At 66.4% G+C, this 20385-nt stretch carries 17 protein-coding genes; 16 read left to right on the forward strand and 1 reads right to left on the reverse strand.

Annotated elements, in window-relative coordinates; all coding sequences use genetic code 11:
* Positions 1–105 precede the first annotated feature (105 nt).
* The 14 genes from BLM15_RS02910 (at position 106) to BLM15_RS02975 (ending at position 16736) form a co-directional block, all read left to right on the forward strand.
* Positions 106–1149, forward strand: coding sequence for an aromatic ring-hydroxylating dioxygenase subunit alpha (locus tag BLM15_RS02910; RefSeq protein WP_126110208.1), 1044 nt, complete (start codon positions 106–108; stop codon positions 1147–1149).
* Between the two features lie 53 nt (positions 1150–1202).
* Entirely contained in the window at positions 1203–2300 is a 1098-nt protein-coding gene (locus BLM15_RS02915; protein WP_236846504.1) for a 2Fe-2S iron-sulfur cluster-binding protein, read from the forward strand.
* 14 nt (positions 2301–2314) lie between these two features.
* On the forward strand, positions 2315–3544 hold the full coding sequence (gene hisC / locus BLM15_RS02920) for a histidinol-phosphate transaminase (RefSeq protein ID WP_126110212.1): 1230 nt from the start codon (positions 2315–2317) through the stop codon (positions 3542–3544).
* Positions 3519–5069: an ABC transporter substrate-binding protein gene (locus tag BLM15_RS02925; protein ID WP_126110214.1), complete on the forward strand. Its 1551-nt coding sequence runs from the start codon at positions 3519–3521 to the stop codon at positions 5067–5069. The genes hisC and BLM15_RS02925 overlap by 26 nt, the downstream gene beginning before the upstream one ends.
* Before the next feature lie 74 nt (positions 5070–5143).
* Entirely contained in the window at positions 5144–6115 is a 972-nt protein-coding gene (locus BLM15_RS02930) for an ABC transporter permease (protein WP_126110216.1), read from the forward strand.
* Positions 6112–6963, forward strand: coding sequence for an ABC transporter permease (locus tag BLM15_RS02935; RefSeq protein ID WP_126110218.1), 852 nt, complete (start codon positions 6112–6114; stop codon positions 6961–6963). Before BLM15_RS02930 ends, BLM15_RS02935 begins: the two co-directional genes overlap by 4 nt.
* Positions 6953–8635 carry an ABC transporter ATP-binding protein gene (locus tag BLM15_RS02940; protein ID WP_206438598.1) on the forward strand — a complete coding sequence of 561 codons (1683 nt, stop codon included), beginning with the start codon at positions 6953–6955 and terminating at the stop codon, positions 8633–8635. Before BLM15_RS02935 ends, BLM15_RS02940 begins: the two co-directional genes overlap by 11 nt.
* Positions 8625–10034, forward strand: coding sequence for an FAD-binding oxidoreductase (locus BLM15_RS02945; RefSeq protein WP_164547379.1), 1410 nt, complete (start codon positions 8625–8627; stop codon positions 10032–10034). Before BLM15_RS02940 ends, BLM15_RS02945 begins: the two co-directional genes overlap by 11 nt.
* A 1176-nt stretch (positions 10035–11210) precedes the next feature.
* Positions 11211–12170 carry a class I mannose-6-phosphate isomerase gene (locus BLM15_RS02950; RefSeq protein WP_126110222.1) on the forward strand — a complete coding sequence of 320 codons (960 nt, stop codon included), beginning with the start codon at positions 11211–11213 and terminating at the stop codon, positions 12168–12170.
* A complete protein-coding gene (locus tag BLM15_RS02955; RefSeq protein WP_126110223.1) occupies positions 12167–14452 on the forward strand; it encodes a glycosyltransferase family 4 protein in 2286 nt (761 codons plus the stop codon). The genes BLM15_RS02950 and BLM15_RS02955 overlap by 4 nt, the downstream gene beginning before the upstream one ends.
* A gap of 37 nt (positions 14453–14489) precedes the next feature.
* Positions 14490–15833, forward strand: a complete 1344-nt coding sequence (locus tag BLM15_RS02960; RefSeq protein ID WP_126110225.1) for a glycoside hydrolase family 130 protein — start codon at positions 14490–14492, stop codon at positions 15831–15833.
* Between the two features lie 14 nt (positions 15834–15847).
* A complete protein-coding gene (locus tag BLM15_RS02965; RefSeq protein WP_126110227.1) occupies positions 15848–16087 on the forward strand; it encodes a hypothetical protein in 240 nt (79 codons plus the stop codon).
* Between the two features lie 54 nt (positions 16088–16141).
* Positions 16142–16366: a hypothetical protein gene (locus BLM15_RS02970; RefSeq protein WP_126110229.1), complete on the forward strand. Its 225-nt coding sequence runs from the start codon at positions 16142–16144 to the stop codon at positions 16364–16366.
* A gap of 109 nt (positions 16367–16475) precedes the next feature.
* The gene (locus BLM15_RS02975) at positions 16476–16736 is read left to right on the forward strand and encodes a hypothetical protein (protein WP_126110231.1); all 261 of its coding nucleotides are present in this window, start codon (positions 16476–16478) and stop codon (positions 16734–16736) included.
* A gap of 31 nt (positions 16737–16767) precedes the next feature.
* Here the strand turns inward: BLM15_RS02975 and BLM15_RS02980 are convergent, their stop codons facing one another.
* Positions 16768–16986, reverse strand: coding sequence for a hypothetical protein (locus BLM15_RS02980; RefSeq protein WP_126110233.1), 219 nt, complete (start codon positions 16984–16986; stop codon positions 16768–16770).
* Positions 16987–17195: 209 nt separating this feature from the next.
* Between BLM15_RS02980 and BLM15_RS02985 the strand changes: the two genes are divergently transcribed.
* Together BLM15_RS02985 and BLM15_RS02990 are read left to right on the forward strand one after the other, a co-directional pair.
* Positions 17196–18800, forward strand: coding sequence for an alpha-amylase family glycosyl hydrolase (locus tag BLM15_RS02985; protein WP_206438599.1), 1605 nt, complete (start codon positions 17196–17198; stop codon positions 18798–18800).
* Positions 18801–18820: 20 nt separating this feature from the next.
* Complete coding sequence (locus BLM15_RS02990; RefSeq protein WP_126110235.1) at positions 18821–19828, forward strand: glycosyltransferase family 4 protein; 1008 nt, start codon at positions 18821–18823, stop codon at positions 19826–19828.
* Positions 19829–20385: the final 557 nt, after the last annotated feature.

Genomic DNA, 20385 nt, shown 5'->3' on the forward strand with positions numbered 1-20385 from the left:
TTCACATTTTAGCAAATCTAAAATGTAACGCAATTCTTCGGACTCAAGCCGGCGCCGCATCGCTGCCTATCATCACCCTCGATGGCGATTGATGGGAGAGCGTCGATGTTCCTGAAAAATGCCTGGTATGTCGCGGCTTGGGACCATGAGGTCCGGGACCAGCTTCATCCGGTGACGATGCTGTCCGAGAACGTCGTGCTCTACCGGCGGCGCGACGGAAAGTTGGCCGCGCTCGAGGATGCCTGCCCGCACCGCAAGCTGCCGCTCTCGATGGGGCGCATCAAGGGCGACGACGTCGAATGCGGCTATCACGGCCTGACCTTCGACTGCTCGGGCACCTGCACCCGCGTTCCCGGCGCCGAGCGGATTCCGCATGTCGCCCGCGTCCGGTCCTATCCCGTCGCTGAGCGCTACGGCCTGATCTGGGTCTGGATGGGTGATCCGGCGCTGGCCGACCCCGCGCTGATCTTCGCCGTCGACCATTGGGGCGACCCCACATGGGGCGTCAACCAGGGCGACGGCATGACGATCGCCTGCAACTACCTCTACATGACCGACAACCTGCTCGACCCCTCGCATGTCGCCTGGGTGCACCAGAGTTCCTTCGCCGGGGCCGGCACCGAGGAGACGCCGCTGGAGACGACCGTCGGCGAGGACGGAGTCACGGTCTGGCGCTGGATGATGGATACCGAGCCCGCGCCCTTCTACGCACCGTTCCTGACGTTCAAGGGCCGCTGCGACCGCAAGCAGCACTATGAGGTGCGCTATCCCAGCCACGCCATCATCCGGGCGATCTTCACGCCGGCCGGCAGCGGCGGCGTCGGCCAGCCGCTCCATCCGGACGTGTTCCTGATGGACAGCTACAACTTCATGACGCCGGTCGACGAGAACAGCACCCGCTATTTCTGGTTCCAGATGCGCAACTTCGCGCCGAACGATCCGGAGATTTCGGCGCAGTTCGCCCACTCGGTGCGCGGTGCCTTCGAGGAGGACCGGGCGGTCCTCACCGCTGTGCATCAGGGCATGGCCAACAAGCGCACCCCCAATCTCGACCTCAAGATCGATGTCGGGCCGCTGCGGTTCCGCCGCCGCCTGGCACAGATGATCGAGGCCGAGAACGCCGCCAGCGCCCAGCAGGCGGCGGAATAGGCGCCGCCGTGGCGGACGCTGCGCAAGCTGCATCCCGGTTCCGGCCGTTCCGCGTGGTTTCGCGGACGCCGGAGAGCCGGACGATCACATCCTTCGCACTGGAGCCGCTCGATCCCGCGGACTGGCAGGCCTTCGAGCCCGGCCAGTACCTGCCGATCCGAATCCCCGGCGCGGACGGGCAGGTGCCGGCGCTCAGGACCTACAGCATCTCGTCGCGGCCATCGGACACGGCGCGCTACCGAATCACGGTGAAGCGCGAGGCCGCGCCGGCGCCGGGCCTGCCGGACGGCGTCGGGTCCTGCTTCCTGCACGACCGGATCGGAGTCGGTGACCTCGTCGAGATCGCACCGCCGCGCGGAGAGTTCGTGCTGGCCACGGATACGAAACGGCCCGTCATCCTCGCGAGCGGTGGTGTCGGCCTGACGCCGCTCGTCTCGATGCTCCACGCGCTGACGGACGAGCCGGAGCGGGAGGTGCATTTCCTGCATGCCTGCGACGATGGCGAGGTCCATGCCCTGCGCGAGGAGGTCGATGCGCTGATCCGCAGCCGTCCCGGCCTGACGGCGCGCTATTGCTACCGTGCCCCCTCTGCCGCGGATGCCGTGGCCGGACGGCATCATGCCGATGGAATCATGACCAGGGCGCTGCTGCGCAGCTGGCTGCCGCTCGGCGACTACGACGTCTATCTTTGCGGGCCGCCGCCCTTCATGGCCAATGTCTACGCCGCTTTCCGCGAGCTCGGCGTGCGCAAGGAGCGGATCCGCTACGAGTTCTTCGGTCCGGCTACGGTACTCGAAGCGGTTGATGACGATGCGCTTGGGGCGCCTCCGGCCGCCGTCCTGCCGCCCGCTGACGAACCCGTTGCCGCTGCCGAAGCAAATGGGGCCGGAGCCGGCCTGCAGATCAGTTTCGCGCAATCGCGGCGCTCGGCCGCATGGGACGAGGCGGTTGATACGACCTTGCTCGCCTTCGCCGAACGGCTCGGTCTCGACCCGCCCTTCTCCTGCCGCGCCGGCATCTGCAGCACCTGCCGCACCGGCCTGATTCAGGGCGAGGTCGACTATGTCGAGGAGCCGCTCGATCCGCCCGGCCCCGGCGAGGTGCTGCTGTGCTGCGCCAGGCCACGCGGCCCGCTCGTCCTGGATCTGTGAGGAAAGCCTTGCCGATGACCGAAGCGACGCTCCGCACTGTCGACGAAGCCGGACGGACCGGCGGCTCGCTGGTTCTCAATCCGCATGTCGCGGCGCTGCCGCCCTACAATGCCGGGCTGAATATCGCGGTCGCGCGAGCTGTGAGCGGACGGTCCGATATCGCGCGGCTCGCCAGCAACGAGAACCCCGACGGCTGCTCGCCCGCCGTGCTGGAGGCGCTGCGCTCGCCGCAATTCGAGCCCTGGCGCTATGCCGACCCGGCCTGCACAGAGCTGAGGACCGCGCTCGCCGAGAAGCTCGCGACCGCGGCCGACCGGATCGTGATTGGCAACGGCTCGGAGGAGATGATCGCGGCGATCGCGCGCGCGGTGCTGACGCCGGGCTGCAAGGTCGTGACGGTCACGCCGAGCTTCGGCCTGCACGAGATCGAGCCGATGGCCGCCGGCGCCTGCGTGGTGAAGATTCCGATGGCCGACGACCTCGGCTTCGATATCGAGGCCATCGCTGCTGCGCTCGCGGCCGAGCCGCGAATCCTGTTCCTGTCGTCGCCGTCCAACCCGGTCGGACCCGCCCTCGACCAGGCGCAGCTCGAACGGCTCGCCCGAGCCGCTTCACCGCGCACACTCTTCGTGCTCGACGAGGCCTATTTCGAATATGCCGACGAAGGCGCGCCCGATGCGCGCGTGATCCTGAGCGCCGCCGGCTTGCCGCATGTCGTGCTGCGGACCTTCTCGAAGGCCTATGGCCTCGCCGGCCTCAGGGTCGGCTATGCGATCTGTTCCGATGCCGCGCTCGCTCGGACCGTCGCAGCGGCGAAGACACCGTTCAACGTCAACGGCGCCGCCCAGATCGCCGCCATGGCCGCATTGCGGGACGAAGCCTGGATGAAGGCCTCCACCGCGCGGCTGTGGGCCGAGCGCGAGCGGGTCCGGGCGGCATTGCACCAGCTCGGCCTCAAACCCGCCCCGTCGCAGACCAATTTCCTGTTCTTCGATACCGGCGCCGACAGCGACGGCATCGCCGCCGCGCTCTTGCGCGAGGGCATCATCGTCAAGCCTTGGCGCGAGGCCGGGTACCGCAGCTACCTGCGCGTCACCATCGGCCATGCCGCGGACAATGACCGGCTGATCGCCGGGCTCGCCGCCTGCCTCGGCGCACATCGGCCACCAGCATTCAACGAGAGCGAAAACCGCTCCGACAACACAGAGGGAAACTGCAATGACCAACCACGGACATCTGGATAGGCGAAGCCTTCTTCTCGGCGCCGGCGCGCTCGGCGCAGCGCAACTCTTGCCGTCCAATGCGATGGCGCAGACTCCGAAGCGCGGCGGCGCCTTCAGGGTCGGCATTTCCGACTTCGCGACCTCGGACTCGCTCGACCCGACGCTGGTCGAGACGCAGTTCTCGCAGCATCTGCAATGGCAGTTGCGCAATAATCTCGTCGAGGCCGGGCCGGGCGGAAAGCTCGTCCCCGAGCTCGCGGAAAGCTGGGAAGGCTCGAAGGACGCGAAGACCTGGACCTTCAAGCTGCGCAAGGGCGTCACTTTCCATGACGGCAAGAGCCTGACGCCAGCCGATGTCGTCCATTCCTTCAACACCCATCGCCGCGACGGCTCAAAATCCATGACCAAGCCGATCCTGGCCCAGATCGCAGCGGTCAAGGCTGACGGTCCCGATGCGGTCGTGTTCGAGCTCATCGACGGCAATGTCGGATTTCCGGCCCTGACGAGCTCGGTCGGCCTCGTCATCATCCCAGATGGCGATACCGACTACCGCCGCGGCATGGGCACCGGCGGCTACATTCTGGAGCAGTTCGAGCCCGGCGTGCGCTCACGCGTGAAACGCAATCCGAATTACTGGAAAGCCGGCAGGGGCAATTTCGACACCGTCGAGATGATCTGCATCAAGGATGCGACGGCCCGCGCCAACGCCCTGCTGACCGGCCAGCTCGACGCCTACAACGCCGTTGACCCGCGCACCGTGGCGCTGCTCGAGCGCAACAGCGCGGTGCGCATCAACCGGGTGAAGAGCAAGGCGCATTTCGCCTTTCCGATGATGGTCGACCAGGCGCCGTTCGCCTCCAACGATGTACGCCTCGCCATGAAATACGCGATCGACCGCGAGGAGATCGTGAAGCGGGTGCTCGGCGGCTTCGGCTCCCCGGGCAACGACCATCCGCTCTCGGCGGCCTACGAGTTCTACGACGGCTCGATCCCGCAGCGCGCCTATGATCCCGACAAGGCGAAATTCCACCTCGCCAAGGCGGGCGAGGCCAGTCTGCGCGTCCAGCTCCATGTCTCCGAGACCCCGTTCTCCGGAGCGACCGATGCGGCGGTGCTGTTCAAGGCCCACGCTGCCAAGGCCGGCATCACCGTCGACGTCGTCAAGGAACCGGAGGACGGCTACTGGTCTTCCGTCTGGAACAAGCGGCCATTGTGCACCTCGCGCTGGAGCGGGCGCATCAACGACGACGTGCTGCTGACGCTGGGTTATTCCGACACCGGCACCAAGGCGGGCTGGAACGAGACGCGCATCAACAGTCCGCGCCTCAACGCCATCGTGGCCGAAGCCCGCAAGGAGTTCGACACCGGCAAGCGCCGCGCGCTCTACAGCGAGGCGCAGCGCATCATCCACGACGATGGCGGCTCGAACATCTTCGCCTTCGCCGATTTCCTCGATGCGACCAGCCGCAAGCTGGCCTTCGGCGAACTCGCCGGCGACTGGATGCTCGATGGCTGCCGCGCCTCCGAGCGCTGGTGGTTCGCCTGAAGCACGTCTTCCTCCTCGATTTGGCCGCCTGACCCGTTCCCGCCGGAACCGGTCAGGCCAGCAAGGATCGTTCGATGCACGGCGTCCTCGCCATGATCGCCCAGCGGATCGCGCTCGGGATCGCGACCCTGTTCGTGATCTCGATGCTGGTCTTCCTCGCCGTCGACATGCTGCCGGGAGACCCGGCCGAGGCGATTCTCGGCCAGAGCGCGACACCTGCCTCAGTGGCGGCGCTCCGGCAGGAGCTTGGCCTGAACAAGCCGCTGATCGTGCGCTATGCCGATTGGACCGCGGGCATGCTGCGTGGCGATTTCGGGCGTTCCCTCGCCAATGACCGGCCGATCTCGGAGCTCGTTGCGCCCCGGCTGGGCGCAACCTTGTCGCTTGCGGCACTGGCGGCCGCGATCGCGCTGCCGCTCGGCGTGTTGCTCGGCATCCTGTCGACCGTGCACCGCGACCGAGCGCTCGACCGGGTCGCCTCCACCGCCTCCCTGCTCGTGATTTCGTTTCCCGAATTCTTCACGGCCTACATGCTGGTGGCCTGCTTCTCCGTCGGCCTCGGCTGGCTGCCGGCGATCTCGCTGTCGAGCCAGGGCGGTTTCCTCGAAACCCTCACGATGCTGGCGCTGCCGGCCCTGACGCTGTCGCTCGCCGTGATCGGCTATGTCCTGCGGATGACGCGGGCGGCCATCATGGGCGTCATGGCCTCTCCTTACGTCGAGATGGCCCGCCTCAAGGGCGTGGGACCCTGGGACGTCGTCGTCCGCCACGCGCTGCCCAATGCGCTGTCGCCGATCATCAACGTCGTCATCATCAACCTCGCCTATCTCGTCGTCGGCGTCGTCGTGATCGAGGTCGTGTTCGTCTACCCGGGGCTCGGCCAATTGCTGGTCGACTCGGTCGCGAAGCGGGACATCCCCGTCGTCCAGGCCTGCTGCATCCTGTTTGCCGCCACCTATATCGGTCTCAACCTGCTCGCCGACATCCTGGCGCTGCTGGCCAATCCGCGCCTGCGGCGGCCGCGCCATCGGGAGGCGCGGGCATGAGCGGCATCGCAGCGTTCCGCACGGCTCCGCTTTCGGCCCGGATCGGGCTGGCGATCGTCGCCCTTTATCTGTTCTGCCTGCTCTTCGCCCCGCTCGTCGCGCCCTATGGCGAGACCGAAATCGTCGGCGGTCCCTGGGCCGGGGGCTTCTGGGACCCGGCGGCGGACGGCCCGGCGACCCTGCTGGGCACAGACCATCTCGGACGGGACGTGCTCTCGCGCCTGATCTATGGCGCCCGCAATTCGATCATGCTGGCGCTGCTGACCACGGCTCTCTCCTTCCTCACCGGCACGACATTGGGACTGGTCGCAGCCGTGCGCGGCGGGTTGATCGACCAGACCCTGAGCCGGCTCGTCGATCTGGTGATGGCCTTCCCGACCCTGATCTTCGCCTTGCTGGTGCTCGCCGTCGCCGGCTCGACGCTGCCCGTGCTGATCGGCGTCATCGCGCTGCTCGATGCGACGCGGGTCTTCCGGATCGCGCGCGCCGTCGCGATGGACGTCGCGGCCCAGGATTTCGTCGAGGTCGCACGCCTGCGCGGCGAGGGAACCGGCTGGATCATGCGCCGCGAAATCCTCCCCAACATTGTCGTGCCGCTCGCGGCCGAGTTCGGCCTGCGCTTCTGCTTCGTCTTCCTGTTCATCGCCACGCTGAGCTTCATCGGCCTCGGCATCCAGCCACCCACCGCCGACTGGGGCTCGATGGTGCGCGAGAACGCCGCCGCGATCTCGTTCGGCATCCTGATGCCGCTGTTTCCGGCCGGTGCGATCGCGCTGCTCACCATCGGCATCAACCTGGTCATCGACTGGGCCGCGGCCGGCAATCACGGGGTGAGCGATGAACGCTGAAACCGCGAGCCTCGTCCAGGCGGCATCACGCCTGCGAGCCGAGACGGGCGGCGCGCCGCTCCTGGTCATGCAGGGCCTCGTGATCGAGGCGAGCGGAGCCGGCCGGCCGCAGCGGATCGTCGACGGCATCGATCTGGAGCTGCATGCCGGCGAGGTGCTCGGCCTGATCGGCGAATCCGGTGCCGGCAAGTCGACGATCGGCCTCGCTGCGCTCGGCTATGTCCGGCCCGGTTGCCGCTTCGCCGGAGGCACCATCCACTTCAATGGGCAGGACCTGCTCGATTTGCCGCCGCAGCACCGCCGGGCGCTGCGGGGCACGCGCATCGCCTACGTCGCCCAGAGCGCCACCGCATCCTTCAACCCGGCGCATCGCCTGATCGACCAGGCGGTCGAGACCGCCACAAGGCAGGCCGGCATGGGACGGCGGCAGGCGGAGCAGGAGGCACGCGAGCTGTTCGCGCGCCTTGCGCTGCCGGATCCCGACCGCATCGGCGAGCGCTTCCCGCACGAGCTTTCGGGCGGCCAGCTCCAGCGCGTGATGATCGCGATGGCGATGATCTGTCGGCCGGACCTCATCGTCTTCGACGAGCCGACCACGGCCCTCGACGTTACCACGCAGGTCGAGATCCTCGCCTGCGTCCGCGATGTCGTCGAAACCTTCGGGACGGCTGCGATCTACATTACCCATGATCTCGCGGTGGTGACACAGCTCGCCCATCGCATCGTCGTGCTGCGCCATGGCCGCATCGTCGAGGAAGCTCCGACGCGCGCCATGCTCGCCGCCCCGCGCGAAACCTACACCCGCTCGCTCTGGGCGGTGCGCCAGATCCGGAAAACGCCGGAGCCGGACCACGGCGCGCCGCTGCTGGAACTGGCCGGGATCAGCGCCTCCTATGGCTCCGTCCCGGTGCTCAGGGACGTCTCGTTGACCGTTGGAAAGGGCCGCACAGTCGCCCTCGTCGGCGAATCCGGCTCCGGCAAGTCGACCTTGGCGCGTGTCGTTGCCGGGTTGCTGCCGCCCACGGCTGGTCGGGTTTTGCTGCAAGGAGGCGGCTTACCGGCGCGCCTGCGGGATCGTTCGCGCGACGAGCTTCGCCGCGTCCAGCTTATCCACCAGAGCCCGGATGCGGCACTCAATCCCCACCACAGCATACGCGAGACGATCGGTCGGCCGCTGCAGCTCTATAACGGCCTTAAGGGCCCGGCGCGCGAGGCTCGCCTGCACGAGTTGATGGCGCTGGTCGAGCTGAAGCCCGACCTGCTCGACCGGCTGCCCGGCGCGCTGTCGGGCGGGCAGAAGCAGCGCGTCTGCATCGCCCGCGCACTCGCGGCCGGCCCCGAGCTGCTGATCTGCGACGAGGTGACCTCGGCGCTCGATCAGGTCGTCCAGGCCGACATCCTGGCGATGCTGCAGCGGCTGCAGAAGGAACTCGGCCTGTCCTGCCTCTTCATAACCCATGACATCGCGACGGTGCGCGCCATCGCGGACGAGGTCGTCGTCATGCGCCAGGGCGCGGTTGTCGAGAGCGGGCCACGCGACACGGTGCTGGAGGTGCCGTCCGACGCCTATACGCGATTGCTGCTCTCCTGTGTGCCCGATGTCGATCCGGACTGGCTCACCCGGCTCCTGCAGCAGCGGGCCACCCCCGGAGAGATGCACGATGCGTCGTGAGGAACAGTTGGTCGAGCCCGAGCTGGACAAGCTCGCTTCTTTGCGCAGCCAGCTGCCGGAAAGCCAGGTCCTCGATCGCAGCGCGCTCGCAGGGCGCGATCCCGGCTGGGACGCCGGCAACCTGAACGCCTTCGCGCTCGTCCGCCCCCGGTCGGTTGCGGACGTCGTGCGGCTGGTGTCTTGGTGCCGGGCACAGCGCTGCTCCTTCGTGCCGCAAGGCGGGCGGACTGGCCTCGTCGGCGGCGCCGTCACCACGCCGGACCAGCTCATCTGCGACCTCGGCGCGCTCGACCGGATCGAAGAGATCGATCCCGACAGCGGCATCGCCGTGGTCCAGGCAGGGGTCACGCTCGGCGCCCTGCAAGAAGCGGCGGCGACCGTCGGCCTCCATCCCGGCCTCGACCTCGCCGCGCGCGGCTCGGCCACGGTCGGCGGGCTGATCGCGACCAATGCCGGCGGCATCACGGCCTTCCGCACCGGCGTCATGCGCCACCGCGTGCTCGGCCTCGAAGCCGTGCTTCCCGATGGACGCCTTGTCGACGACATGACGCGCGTCCTGAAGACCAGCGCCGGCTATGATGTGAAGCAGCTGCTGATCGGAGCGGAGGGAACGCTCGGCATCGTCACGCGCGCGGTGATCCGGCTCGATCCCTTGCCAAATGGCCGCGCGACCGCGCTGCTGGGCACCACCGGCGCGGCGCAGGCGCTCGACATCGTCCGTCGGTTGCGGGCTGGAACGGCGCCGCTGCTCGCAGCGGAGATCATGTGGTCCAGCTTTGCGGCCGTGACCTGTGCCGCGATCGGCCTCGATCCGGCGCAATTGCCGTTGCGCTCACCCTGCCTGCTGCTGGTCGAGCTCGGTGGCACGAGCTTCGAGGCTGCACGTACCGCCCTGGAAGAAGCGCTCGCGGCCCTCGCCGAGAAGGAGCCGGACCTCGACGGCATTGTCTGCGCCTCGATGGCTCAAGCGGCACAGCTCTGGCGACTGCGCGAGGATACGGACGTGCTCTATCGGCTTCATCCGCAGGCGCCCTCCTATGACATCTCACTGCCGGCGCGCGAGTTCGACAGTTACGTGGCGCGCCTGCGGCCGGCTCTGAAGGCGATCGATCCAGCCATAGAACCTTATCTGTTCGGCCATCTCGCCGACGGCAACCTCCATATCGTCCTGAACCTGTCCGGCCCCCTCCGGCCGGATGTCCGGACGGCCGTGGACACTGCGATCTATGGTGAGTTGCGCGGGCTCGGCGGCTCGTTCTCCGCCGAACATGGCATCGGCAGCAAACGGATCGCGGCCCTGGAACGCCACGCCGACCCGGTGAGACTAGCGCTGATGGCCCAGCTCAAGAAGCTGTTCGATCCCGACAATCTCTGCAATCCGGGCAAGATCATTGCTTGAATGCCTCGAGCCGAAGATCTCGTCTAAGCTTGCGGCCGATCGCTCCCCAGCGCGCCCGCCACTCACGCCGTGCGCCAGTTGCGAACATTGAACCACCGCCCGGGAGCAGACTTTCGCCTTCGCACTTAAGTATACGAAGACACTTGGGCGTCACCTTAGAGGCGGCGAAAGCGAGTTACCGATCACGTAACATAATCAGGCCACTGCCGATGGCTGGGCTACATCCGTGCCGTGTGGTCTCTCAGTTCCGCCGAGTATGCACGCAGGTGACGGCGCTTTCGCATGCGTATCAGCCGCATGCCGAATATGAGAGGTAGCAAGGTACTCGCGGCGAGCGGCGCCGCGCGGGGCAACAGCTCGACACCGTAGAATTAGCTCGACACCGTAGAATTTTCCGAAGCCTCACACGGCGACCCCGAAAAGGCAAACGCTGATGAGGCCATAGGTCAGCGTTGAACCGACGGGCGCAGGGAGCATAGGCAGAAGCCGCTATTTTGGCGTCGACGCTTCGCCTATGAAGGTCAGTCAAACCGTTATAACGGCGAAAGCACGTGCCATAGCTGCGATCAAACCGCGCTGAGTGACGAGCGGCCAGTTCCAGCTTTTCCGATCGGCGGTCGACGTGGACATCGAGGCTCTCATAGCGCTCATATGGCCGCTGCCTCCCGGGTCAGCAGAGGTGATAAAAATAATAATCAGCCGAGGTCACTGTGAAATAAACAATATCTTCAATTTATCAGCATTTTACGATCGCTAGGCTGAAAATACCTCTAATAAAAATCGATTTCAATCCATTATTTTCGTGCCGCTGAAAATAAATCTGCATTAATATCTTATATCGACCTAAGTTAATCCTATATCAGAACTGGAACGACTCGTCATAAAATCGCTGGCCGTCAGTCTCTGCCGGAGCGTCTTCCCCGACGATCGAACCCCTCCCTCTACTCCGACGGGGGGAGCCGTTCGTCGGAACCCTCCAAGGCTTCAAGATCGGCCTCTTTGAGAACGCGGTCGCCGCGACCAGCTGCGTTACGCAGATGTCGGTCTCGAACTGAATCGCTCTCGTAGGGGCAGGGCCTGCAAAAAGCCTGTTGTCCACGCCTTGCCGGCCCCGCCGCCGCGTCGTTCGACAATCCTGTCGAGCTTGTCGAAGCCCGGGCGACTTTGGAGTTCGCCATGGCTCTCGAATTGGCTCGCTTGCAGGCCGTATCTAAACCTTGGGGCTCACACGACCTCCTGCCCTGGAGCGGAACCGATCATCACGGTGTCGCCATCGGCGAAATCTGGTTCCAGCGCCGCGATCCCGATGCACTCGAGCCTGACTTGCTGCTCAAGCTGCTGTTCACGCGCGAAGCCCTGTCGATCCAGGTGCACCCGGACGACGATGCGGCACGAACCATGGGGCTTCCGCGCGGCAAGACCGAAGCCTGGTACGTGCTCTCCGCCGAGCCGGACGCCACGGTAGGTGTTGGGCTCAAGTCGGAATTGACGGGCGCGCAATTGCGGGCGGCGATCGCCGATGGCTCTATCGCAACGCAGGTTTCCTGGCGAAAGGTCGCGGCAGGAGACATCATCTTCATCCCAGCTGGGACGATACATGCGATCGGCCCCGGTCTCGTGCTCGCCGAGATTCAGCAGCGCAGCGACACAACCTTCCGCCTGTTCGATCACAGTCGCGGCCGCGAGCTCCACGTCGAAGCCGGCATTGCCGCTGCTAATGCCGGCCCGGCTGCGGAGCAGGCGCCCTCGCGAGGGCTCGGTAACGCCAGAACCCTGCTCGTGGCGAGCGCCTTCTTCGTGCTCGAACGACTCGAGCTTGCACCGGGGTCGGTGTGGAAACTGCGTGCCCGTTCTGAGACCTGGTTGCTGGTGATCGCCGGCCATGGGCGGCTCGGCCCGGCGCAAGCCGGTGTCGGCGAAGGCTACTTCGCCCAGGACGAGACCCTATCCGTCGAGGCAGGCGAGGAAGGCCTCACCTGCCTCATAGCTTATGCCGCCGCGGAGCCCAGCGGCGACCTGCTTCGTCCGCTCGCGGCGAATGACGCCCTCTCACCGATGAGCGCCGCATCTCGCCGACGCCTCACGCTCGCCGCACCGGTGGTTTCGCCCATTTCCCTTATGGAGGCACGACCTTGAACCCGCTTCACCGGATCGCCTTCATCGGCAACTCGCTGCCGCGCCGCTGCGGCATTGCGACCTTCACCACGGACCTGCAGCAGGCGGTCGCCGCGTCGGACCCCGGTCTGGCGACCTCCATCGTGGCGATGAATGACGTTGGCGACGGTTACGACTATCCGGGCTCCGTCGGCTTCCAAATCCAGGACGACCGGGTCCAGGATTATGCGCGTGCCGCCGACTTCCTGAATGGCGGCCGGTTCGACGTCGTCTCCCTGCAGCACGAATTCGGCATCTTCGGTGGCGAAGCTGGCGCGCATGTCGCCGGACTGTTGTCACGCCTGACGATGCCGGTTGTCACCACGCTTCATACCGTACTGTCGGAACCGAACCCGGCACAGCGCAGCGTCATGGAGCGGATCGTCGATGCCTCCTCCCGGGTCGTCGTCATGGCCGAGAAAGGGCGCGACCTGCTGCGCACGATCTATCGGCTTCCCGCCGACAAGATCGAGGTGATCGCGCACGGCATCCCCGATTTTGCCTTCGTCGAGCCGGACGATGCCAAGGCCAGGCACGGCTTCACCGGCCGCTCGGTCATCCTGACCTTCGGCCTGCTGTCGCCGAACAAGGGCATCGAGGTGATGATCGATGCGATGCCCTCGATCCTGCGGCGCCGGCCCGATGCCGTCTACGTCATCCTGGGTGCGACGCACCCCCATCTCGTCCGCGAGCAGGGCGAAGCCTATCGCATCGGCCTGCAGAAGCGTGTCCACGAGCTCGGCATCGAGGACCACGTCGTCTTCCTCGACCAGTTCGTCGATCGCGAGACGCTGCTCGGCTTCATCTCGATGTGCGACGTCTACGTCACGCCTTATCTCAACGAGGCGCAGATGACCTCGGGCACGCTGGCTTACAGCTTCGGGCTTGGAAAAGCGGTCGTCTCGACGCCCTATTGGCACGCCCAGGAACTGCTGGCCGACGGCCGCGGCGTCATGGTGCCGTTCGGCGACATCGTCGCGACCGGCAATGAGATCGCAGGGCTGCTGACGGATACTGCCCGGCGACAGGCCATGCGGCGGCGCGCCTATGCCAGCAGCCGTTCAATGACGTGGGAACAGACCGCAAAGCGCTACCTCGCCACCTTCGAGGCGGCACGCCGCGGCCGTTTGCTGAACGTGGTTGCCGGGACGGCGCAGGCAAGGCCGTTCCTCCAGCCTTCCGCGCCGCCGGAGCTGCGCACCGACCATCTCCATTGCATGTGCGACGACACTGGCCTGTTCCAGCATGCCGTCCATTCCGTACCCGATCGCACGCATGGCTACTGCGTCGACGACAACGCCCGCGCACTGCTGCTCGCCTGCGCACTCGGCGGGACCAGCGAGCAGGGCTTGCCCGAGCCGCTGACCGCGCGGTTCGCGTCCTTCGTCCAGCATGCCTGGAATCCGCAGGCGCAGCGCTTCCGCAATTTCATGAGCTTCGATCGACGCTGGCTGGAGGAGGTCGGCTCGGAGGACAGCCACGGCCGGACGCTCTGGGCTCTTGGCGAGTGCGCACGCAGCGACACCAGCCCATCGCGGCGGCGCTGGGCGACTGCGCTGTTCGCCGAGGCGCTGCCCGTCGTCGAGAACTTCAGCTCGCCCCGTGCCTGGAGTTTCGCGCTGCTTGGTCTTGACGCCTACTGCGCCGTGGTCGCGGCGCCATCTTCTACCATCCGGCTGCGCTCCCTGCTGGCGGACCGCCTGCTCGCCCTGCTGTCGACTGTTGAAACGCCGGACTGGGCCTGGTTCGAGGAAGGCCTGTCCTATGACAATGCCCGGCTGCCCCAGGCACTGATCGCCACCGGGCTTTCGATGCAGGTTCCCGCCTATGTCGAGGCCGGCCTGAGCTCGCTGCGCTGGCTGGTCCGGGTGCAGAGCACGCCTGCCGGTCTGTTCAGGCCGGTTGGCTCGGACAGCTTCAGCGACAGGCTCAGCCCGCCGAAGGCATTCGACCAGCAGCCTCTGGAAGCCACCGCGACCATCTCGGCTTGCCTCGCCGCCTGGCGCGCCGATGGCGACGCACAATGGCGGGCGGAAGCGCTACGCGCTTTCGCCTGGTTCATGGGCGAGAACGACCTGTCGACACCGCTGGTCGATCTGGAAACCGGCGCCTGCCGCGACGGCCTGCACCGCGACCGGCCGAATGAGAACCGCGGCGGCGAATCCGTGGTATCCTACCTTCTCAGCCTCGCCGAGATTCGCCAGCTCTCCCGCATGAGTGGGGACCGCCCGAAACTGGCGCCGCTTCGGGTCTTGCACGCCTGAGCCTCCGGCGATCCGCACAAACCGACGTGGGGGCGACGTGTCGCAAGCCACCTTCCTGAACCGGCAGGCCTTGCACCTGTACCCGGATCCCGCCCGGGTCGTGGTGCGCCGCTTCGGGCCCTCGCCCGATCCGCGCGACATGAACCCGACCGACAAGCTTCGTGCGAACCACATCGTCGCGCGTGTGATAGGGCTGGACCAGGAGGCGGCAGCAAGCCAGCTCGCCGAGGTGCTGGAGAATTTCAACGGCCGGCACCGGAATCTGCTGGAGCGTTTCGAGGCGCGCGCCGACGAGATGGAAGAAGTGTTCACTGCTCATGGCGAGTTCACCAGAACGCAACGCCAGCTGGTCGGGTCCTATTTCCTGCACGAGTATTCGTTCGAGGCGGCGGCGCTCTTCAACCCGAGCATCGTCTCGCACCCCGATCAGTCCGGCGCTCCGCCAGGCGGACGTCGCTTCATTCTCAGCGTGCGCGCGGTCGGCGAGGGGCATATCTCGTCCCTGACCTTCCGCTCCGGCACGATCGCTGCCGACGGCAGCCTGAGCGTCGATCCGACCTCGCGCCTCGCGACGATCGCGACCTTCCGCAACCGGATGGTGCGCCTCGATGGCGACGACCTCGAGGTGGCGTTCTCGCCGGACGGCGATATCAGCGAGCGGGTGATCTTTCCGATCACGGCCTCGCAGTCGAACGGGATCGAGGATGCGCGCTTCGTCGAGTTCGACGAGGGTGGGCGAACCGTGTTCCGCGCGACCTACACGGCCTATAACGGCAGGGGGATACGCTCCGAGCTGATCGAGACCACCGACTTCCTGTCGTTCCGGATGTCGCCGCTGCGAGGCAGTGCTGCCGTGAACAAGGGCATGGCCCTGTTTCCGCGCAAGATCGGCGGCCGTTACGCCATGATCGCGCGGCAGGACAACGAGAACCTCTATCTCGTCTATTCGGACGATCTCATGAACTGGGATAGCGGCGTCGCGATCCTGAAGCCGCAATATCCCTGGGAGTTCATCCAGATCGGGACTTGCGGCTCGCCGATCGAACTCGATGAGGGCTGGCTGCTGTTCACCCATGGCGTCGGGCCGGTAAGGCGCTATGCGATCGGCGCCGTCCTTCTCGACAAGAAGGATCCGTCGAGGGTGCTGGCGCGCTCACGCGAACCTCTGGTCCGACCGGAGCCGTCCGAGCGCGAGGGCTACGTTCCCAATGTCGTCTACACCTGTGGCGCGATGCGTCATGGCGGACAGATCGTCCTGCCTTACGCGGTCTCCGACACCTACTGCAATTTCGCGACGATCAGGATCGAGGCGCTGCTGCAGGCCCTGGATCCCGTTGCTGCGGACGAGGCCCACGATCTGCGGCAGGGCGCCGCTCATTGAAAAGGAACATGAAAATGACCCAGCACGAGTCTGCAATCCAGCGCTCGATCAAGCTTGGGGACGTGGTCCGGCTATCCTTCGGCTTCGCCGATCAATCCGGTAGCGGCGAGTATGAGATCGTGCGGATCATGCCGACGCGTGCGAGCGGCGAGCGCGAATACCGCGTGCGCGGCGCCGACGGCCATGAGCGGGCGATCGGGCACGATCAGATTGTTTTGGACAGCCTCGAATCGGTGCGCAGCCCCGCCGGCTGACGCTCGATGTGAGGTCAGTCTCATCCCGCAAGCCGACCCCTCTGGAGAAGACACTTGGCTGAGAACTCGAAATCCCGCGTGACGGCAGATGCCGCGTTCCTGAGGACGCAAACCCAATCCTTGACGCGCAACCGCGTCCTTTCCGAAACGGAGACCATCAACCAGGCGCGCGACGCCAACACGGCGCGCCTGAAAGAACTCCGGCTGCAGAAGGAGGCCGCCGACCGCGCCGCTGCGGCATCCGCGCCACCGACGCCCAAGCGCAAACGGACGGTTTGACTGGCTCAATGTCCACTTCCGGGGACTCGACGATAAAACCACTGTTCTGACTGGTTGAAGCCCGCACCTTGAGCCCGCCGGATCGCGGGTTCCGACCAACGGAGTTCGCTTGGATATCGATGTCACGCAGAAGCCGGATGGAACGGCCTGGTTGCTGACCGATCTGCTCGGCCGCGACATGGGATATATCGAGGACAGGGCGACCGGCGAGTTTATGATCTATCCGGCAGGCCATGCACTGCACACGATGGAGGCCATGCGGCGGGGGCCCTTCAAATCCCTCGATGATGCGCTCGCCGAGATCGAGCGCTTTACACGAGGCACCTGCCGACGGCTGTCCGCAGATGAAGGGCCTGCTGCCGGTGGCTGAGCAAAGCCAACCGGCTCCGCGCCGGCACCGATCAGACCGGCTTGGCGTCAGCGTCCTCGATGCGTCGCTTCAGCGGTGTGTCATCCGGCAGCTCGATCAGCTTTGCCTTGCGCGAGGCCTTGGCCTGATCGGAGATCGGAAGCCCCGACAGCGCTTCATCGATATGGCGCCCTGCCACCGAGCGCGCCTTCCGCTGCTGCCGCTTCCTGACGATATTGCGCGGCGCATCGGCGGGGAGCGACAGCTCCATGTCGTGATCGACGGGCGAACTGTCCGGCTGCGCGGAATGATCGATGGGCGGTGTCGGCGGGATGGTCCTGGAAATGGGCATAACGGACTAACCGTCACCAGAGTCGTTTTGTTCCGACCCAGGGTGACAAGTGCAGTGCGGGGCCAGTTCGGTGAAGAGCGAAAGAGGCTTCAAGCTCACGTGCCGCGCTTGCATGCGCTGACGCGGCGATGACCGTGCCATGGTGGCAGAGCGGCGTGATCTACCAGATCTACCCGCGCTCGTTCCAGGACACCGACGGCGACGGGATCGGCGACCTCAAGGGCATCACGCGGCGGCTGGGCTACCTCGCCGAGCTCGGCGTCGATGCGATCTGGATATCGCCGATCTATCCCTCGCCGATGGCCGATTTCGGCTACGACGTCTCCGATTATTGCAACGTCGATCCACGCTTCGGCACGCTCGCCGATTTCGACGATCTGCTGGTGCAGGCCCATGCGTGCGGGCTCAAGGTCCTGCTCGATTTCGTGCCGAACCATACCTCCGACCAGCATCCCTGGTTCGTGGAGAGCCGCTCCTCGCGCAGTAATCCGAAACGGGACTGGTATCTCTGGCGCGATCCTGCCCCCGGGGGCGGGCCGCCGAACAACTGGATCAGCGATTTCGGGGGACCCGCCTGGGAATGGGACGAAGCCAGTGGCCAGTACTACTACCACGCCTTCCTGAAGCAGCAGCCGGACCTCAATTGGCGCAATCCGGCGGTGCGGGCGGCGATGCACGATGTGTTGCGCTTCTGGTTCGATCGCGGCGTCGACGGCTTCCGCATCGACGTGCTCTGGCACCTGGTCAAAGCCGCCGACTTCCCCGACAACCCGCCGAACCCGGCCTATCGGCCTGCGCTCGACGACAAGGACCGGTTGATCCAGCTGCATTCGACCGACCAGCCCGAGGTCCATGGCATCGCGGCAGACATGCGCACGCTCGCGGACGGGTATGGCGCGGTGGGGCAAGGCGAGCGCCTGCTGATCGGGGAGATCTACCTGCCGGTCGAGCGGTTGATGCGTTATTACGGTGGGGACAGGGCAGGCGTGCACCTGCCCTTCAATTTCCAGCTGATCGAGGCGCCCTGGCAGGCGCGCTCGCTGGCCGCGCTCATCGCCGCTTACGAGGTGGCGCTGCCGCCCGGCGGCTGGCCGAACTGGGTGCTCGGCAATCATGACCGCCCGCGCGTCGCGAGCAGACTAGGGGAAAGCCAGGCCCGGGTCGCGGCGATGCTGCTGCTGACGCTGCGGGGCACGCCCACCCTCTATTATGGCGACGAACTCGGCCTGAGCGACGTGCCGATCCTGCCCGATCAGGTCCAGGATCCGCGCGAGCTGCGCCAGCCGGGAAAGGGCCTCGGGCGCGATCCGGTCCGCACGCCGATGCCGTGGGGTGACAGTGCGCATGCCGGCTTCAGCACGGCTCGGCCCTGGCTGCCGCTCAACGCCGACTGGCCGGCGCGCAACGTAGCACGACAGCTGGCCGAACCAGGCTCGGTACTGGCGCTGCATCGCCGACTGCTCGCGGCCCGGCGCGCCCATCCCGCCCTGGCGATCGGCGATTTCGCGCTGCTGGAGGCCGAGGGCGACGTACTTGCCTATGAGCGGCGGCATGGTGCGGACCGGCTGATCGTGGCGCTCAATCTCGGGGCGCGGCCGCAGCACCTCGCCCTGCCGGAATGGGCGCATGATTGCCGCCCCCTCCTGTCTACGCTCGCCGATGTAACGCCGGTGCAGGGCGGCGTATTGCTGCTGCAGCCCAACGAGGGCGTGATCCTGACGCTCGCCGACTGACCACACGGAGGGACGAACGCTTGCGCATCGCCATGCTGGCGCCGATCTCCTGGCGCACGCCGCCGCGCCATTACGGCCCATGGGAGCTGGTGACGAGCCTGCTGACCGAGGCGCTGGTGGCGCGGGGCGTCGACATCACCCTGTTCGCCACCCGGGACAGCCATACGGCGGGCACCCTGGCTGGCGTCTGCCCGGCGCCCTATTCCGAGGATCCGACGATCGACGCCAAGGTCTGGGAGCTGCTGCACGTCGCCCATGTCTTCGAGCGCGCCGGCGAGTTCGATCTCATCCACAACCAGGCCGATTTCGTGCCGCTCGCCTTCTCGCGCCTGGTCGACACGCCCGTGGTGACGACGATCCATGGCTTTTCCTCGCCACGTATCCTGCCGGCCTTCAAGGCCTATGAGGACAAGGTCCACTATGTTGCAATCAGCGCCGCCGACCGGCACCCAGATCTGCGCTATGCGGCGACGATCCACCACGGCATCCGGATCGAGGATTTCCCGTTCGATCCGATCGGGAGCGACGACCTGCTCTTCTTCGGCCGCATCCACCCCGACAAGGGCGCGGCCGAGGCGATCGCCGCCGCGCGCGGAGCCGGGCGGCGGCTGATCATGGCCGGCATCGTCCAGGACCGCGGCTATCACGACGCTCAGGTCGCCCCCGCGCTCGCCGGCGCGAGTGTCGTCTATCTCGGCCCCGTCGGCGGCAGCGCCCGCACGCATGCGCTCGGCTCGGCGAAGGCGCTGCTTCATCTGATCAACTTTGAGGAGCCGTTCGGATTGTCAGTCGTCGAGGCGCTTGCGTGCGGAACGCCCGTCATCGCGTCCCGGCGCGGCTCGATGCCGGAGCTGATCGAGCACGGCGTGACCGGATTCCTGGTCGACAGCACCGAGGAGGCCGTGGCTGCGATCGCGCGCCTCTCCGAGATCGACCGTGCCGCCTGCCGGGCAGCAGTCGCAGCGCGCTTCACCGTCGACCGCATGGCCGATCGTTATCTCGCGCTGTATCGGTCGGTCCTCGGTTGAGGTTCTGGTTGTCGGCTTATCGGCTGTTGCCAATCTGACCCAACGGGCAGCCGCAAAAGAAACCGCGTGCGCTCTCCTCCGCCCTGGCCTAGGCTGCGCTTCTGCTTCGACATGACTTGCCTGGATCCGTTCCCAGGCAGCCGCGGCAGCTGCTAGCCGGCCGCGCTGCTCCGAGCACCTGCTCGCCTCTCCCTGCGTGACATCTGCGCCTGCAACCACGCATGCGCATTGCGATGGGCGACTGCCCCGCGAAGCGCCCAGCCCCGGCCGGTACGACCCGAGAGATCGCGCTCCGCGATCTCCGAACAAGGACTAGAACGGCATGTCAAAAGGCGAACGACGCGGGAACCGCGAGTCCAAGAAGCCGAAGCAGGAAAAGCCCAAAGCTGCAGCGCTTGCTCCCACCAGTCTTGTCGCTGCAATCGCGAAGGCTCCGGCTTCAAAGAGGAAATAGCGTTTTGTGCTTTTCGGCAGCGGTTCCCTGGGACCAGGCGCATGCTGCGAGCTTCGGCCAACCGACAGGACAGTGATGATCCGCTTCAGGACAATCGAGCCGA

Source organism: Bosea sp. Tri-49 (genome assembly GCF_003952665.1).
In the GTDB taxonomy this organism is placed as follows: Bacteria; Pseudomonadota; Alphaproteobacteria; order Rhizobiales; family Beijerinckiaceae; genus Allobosea.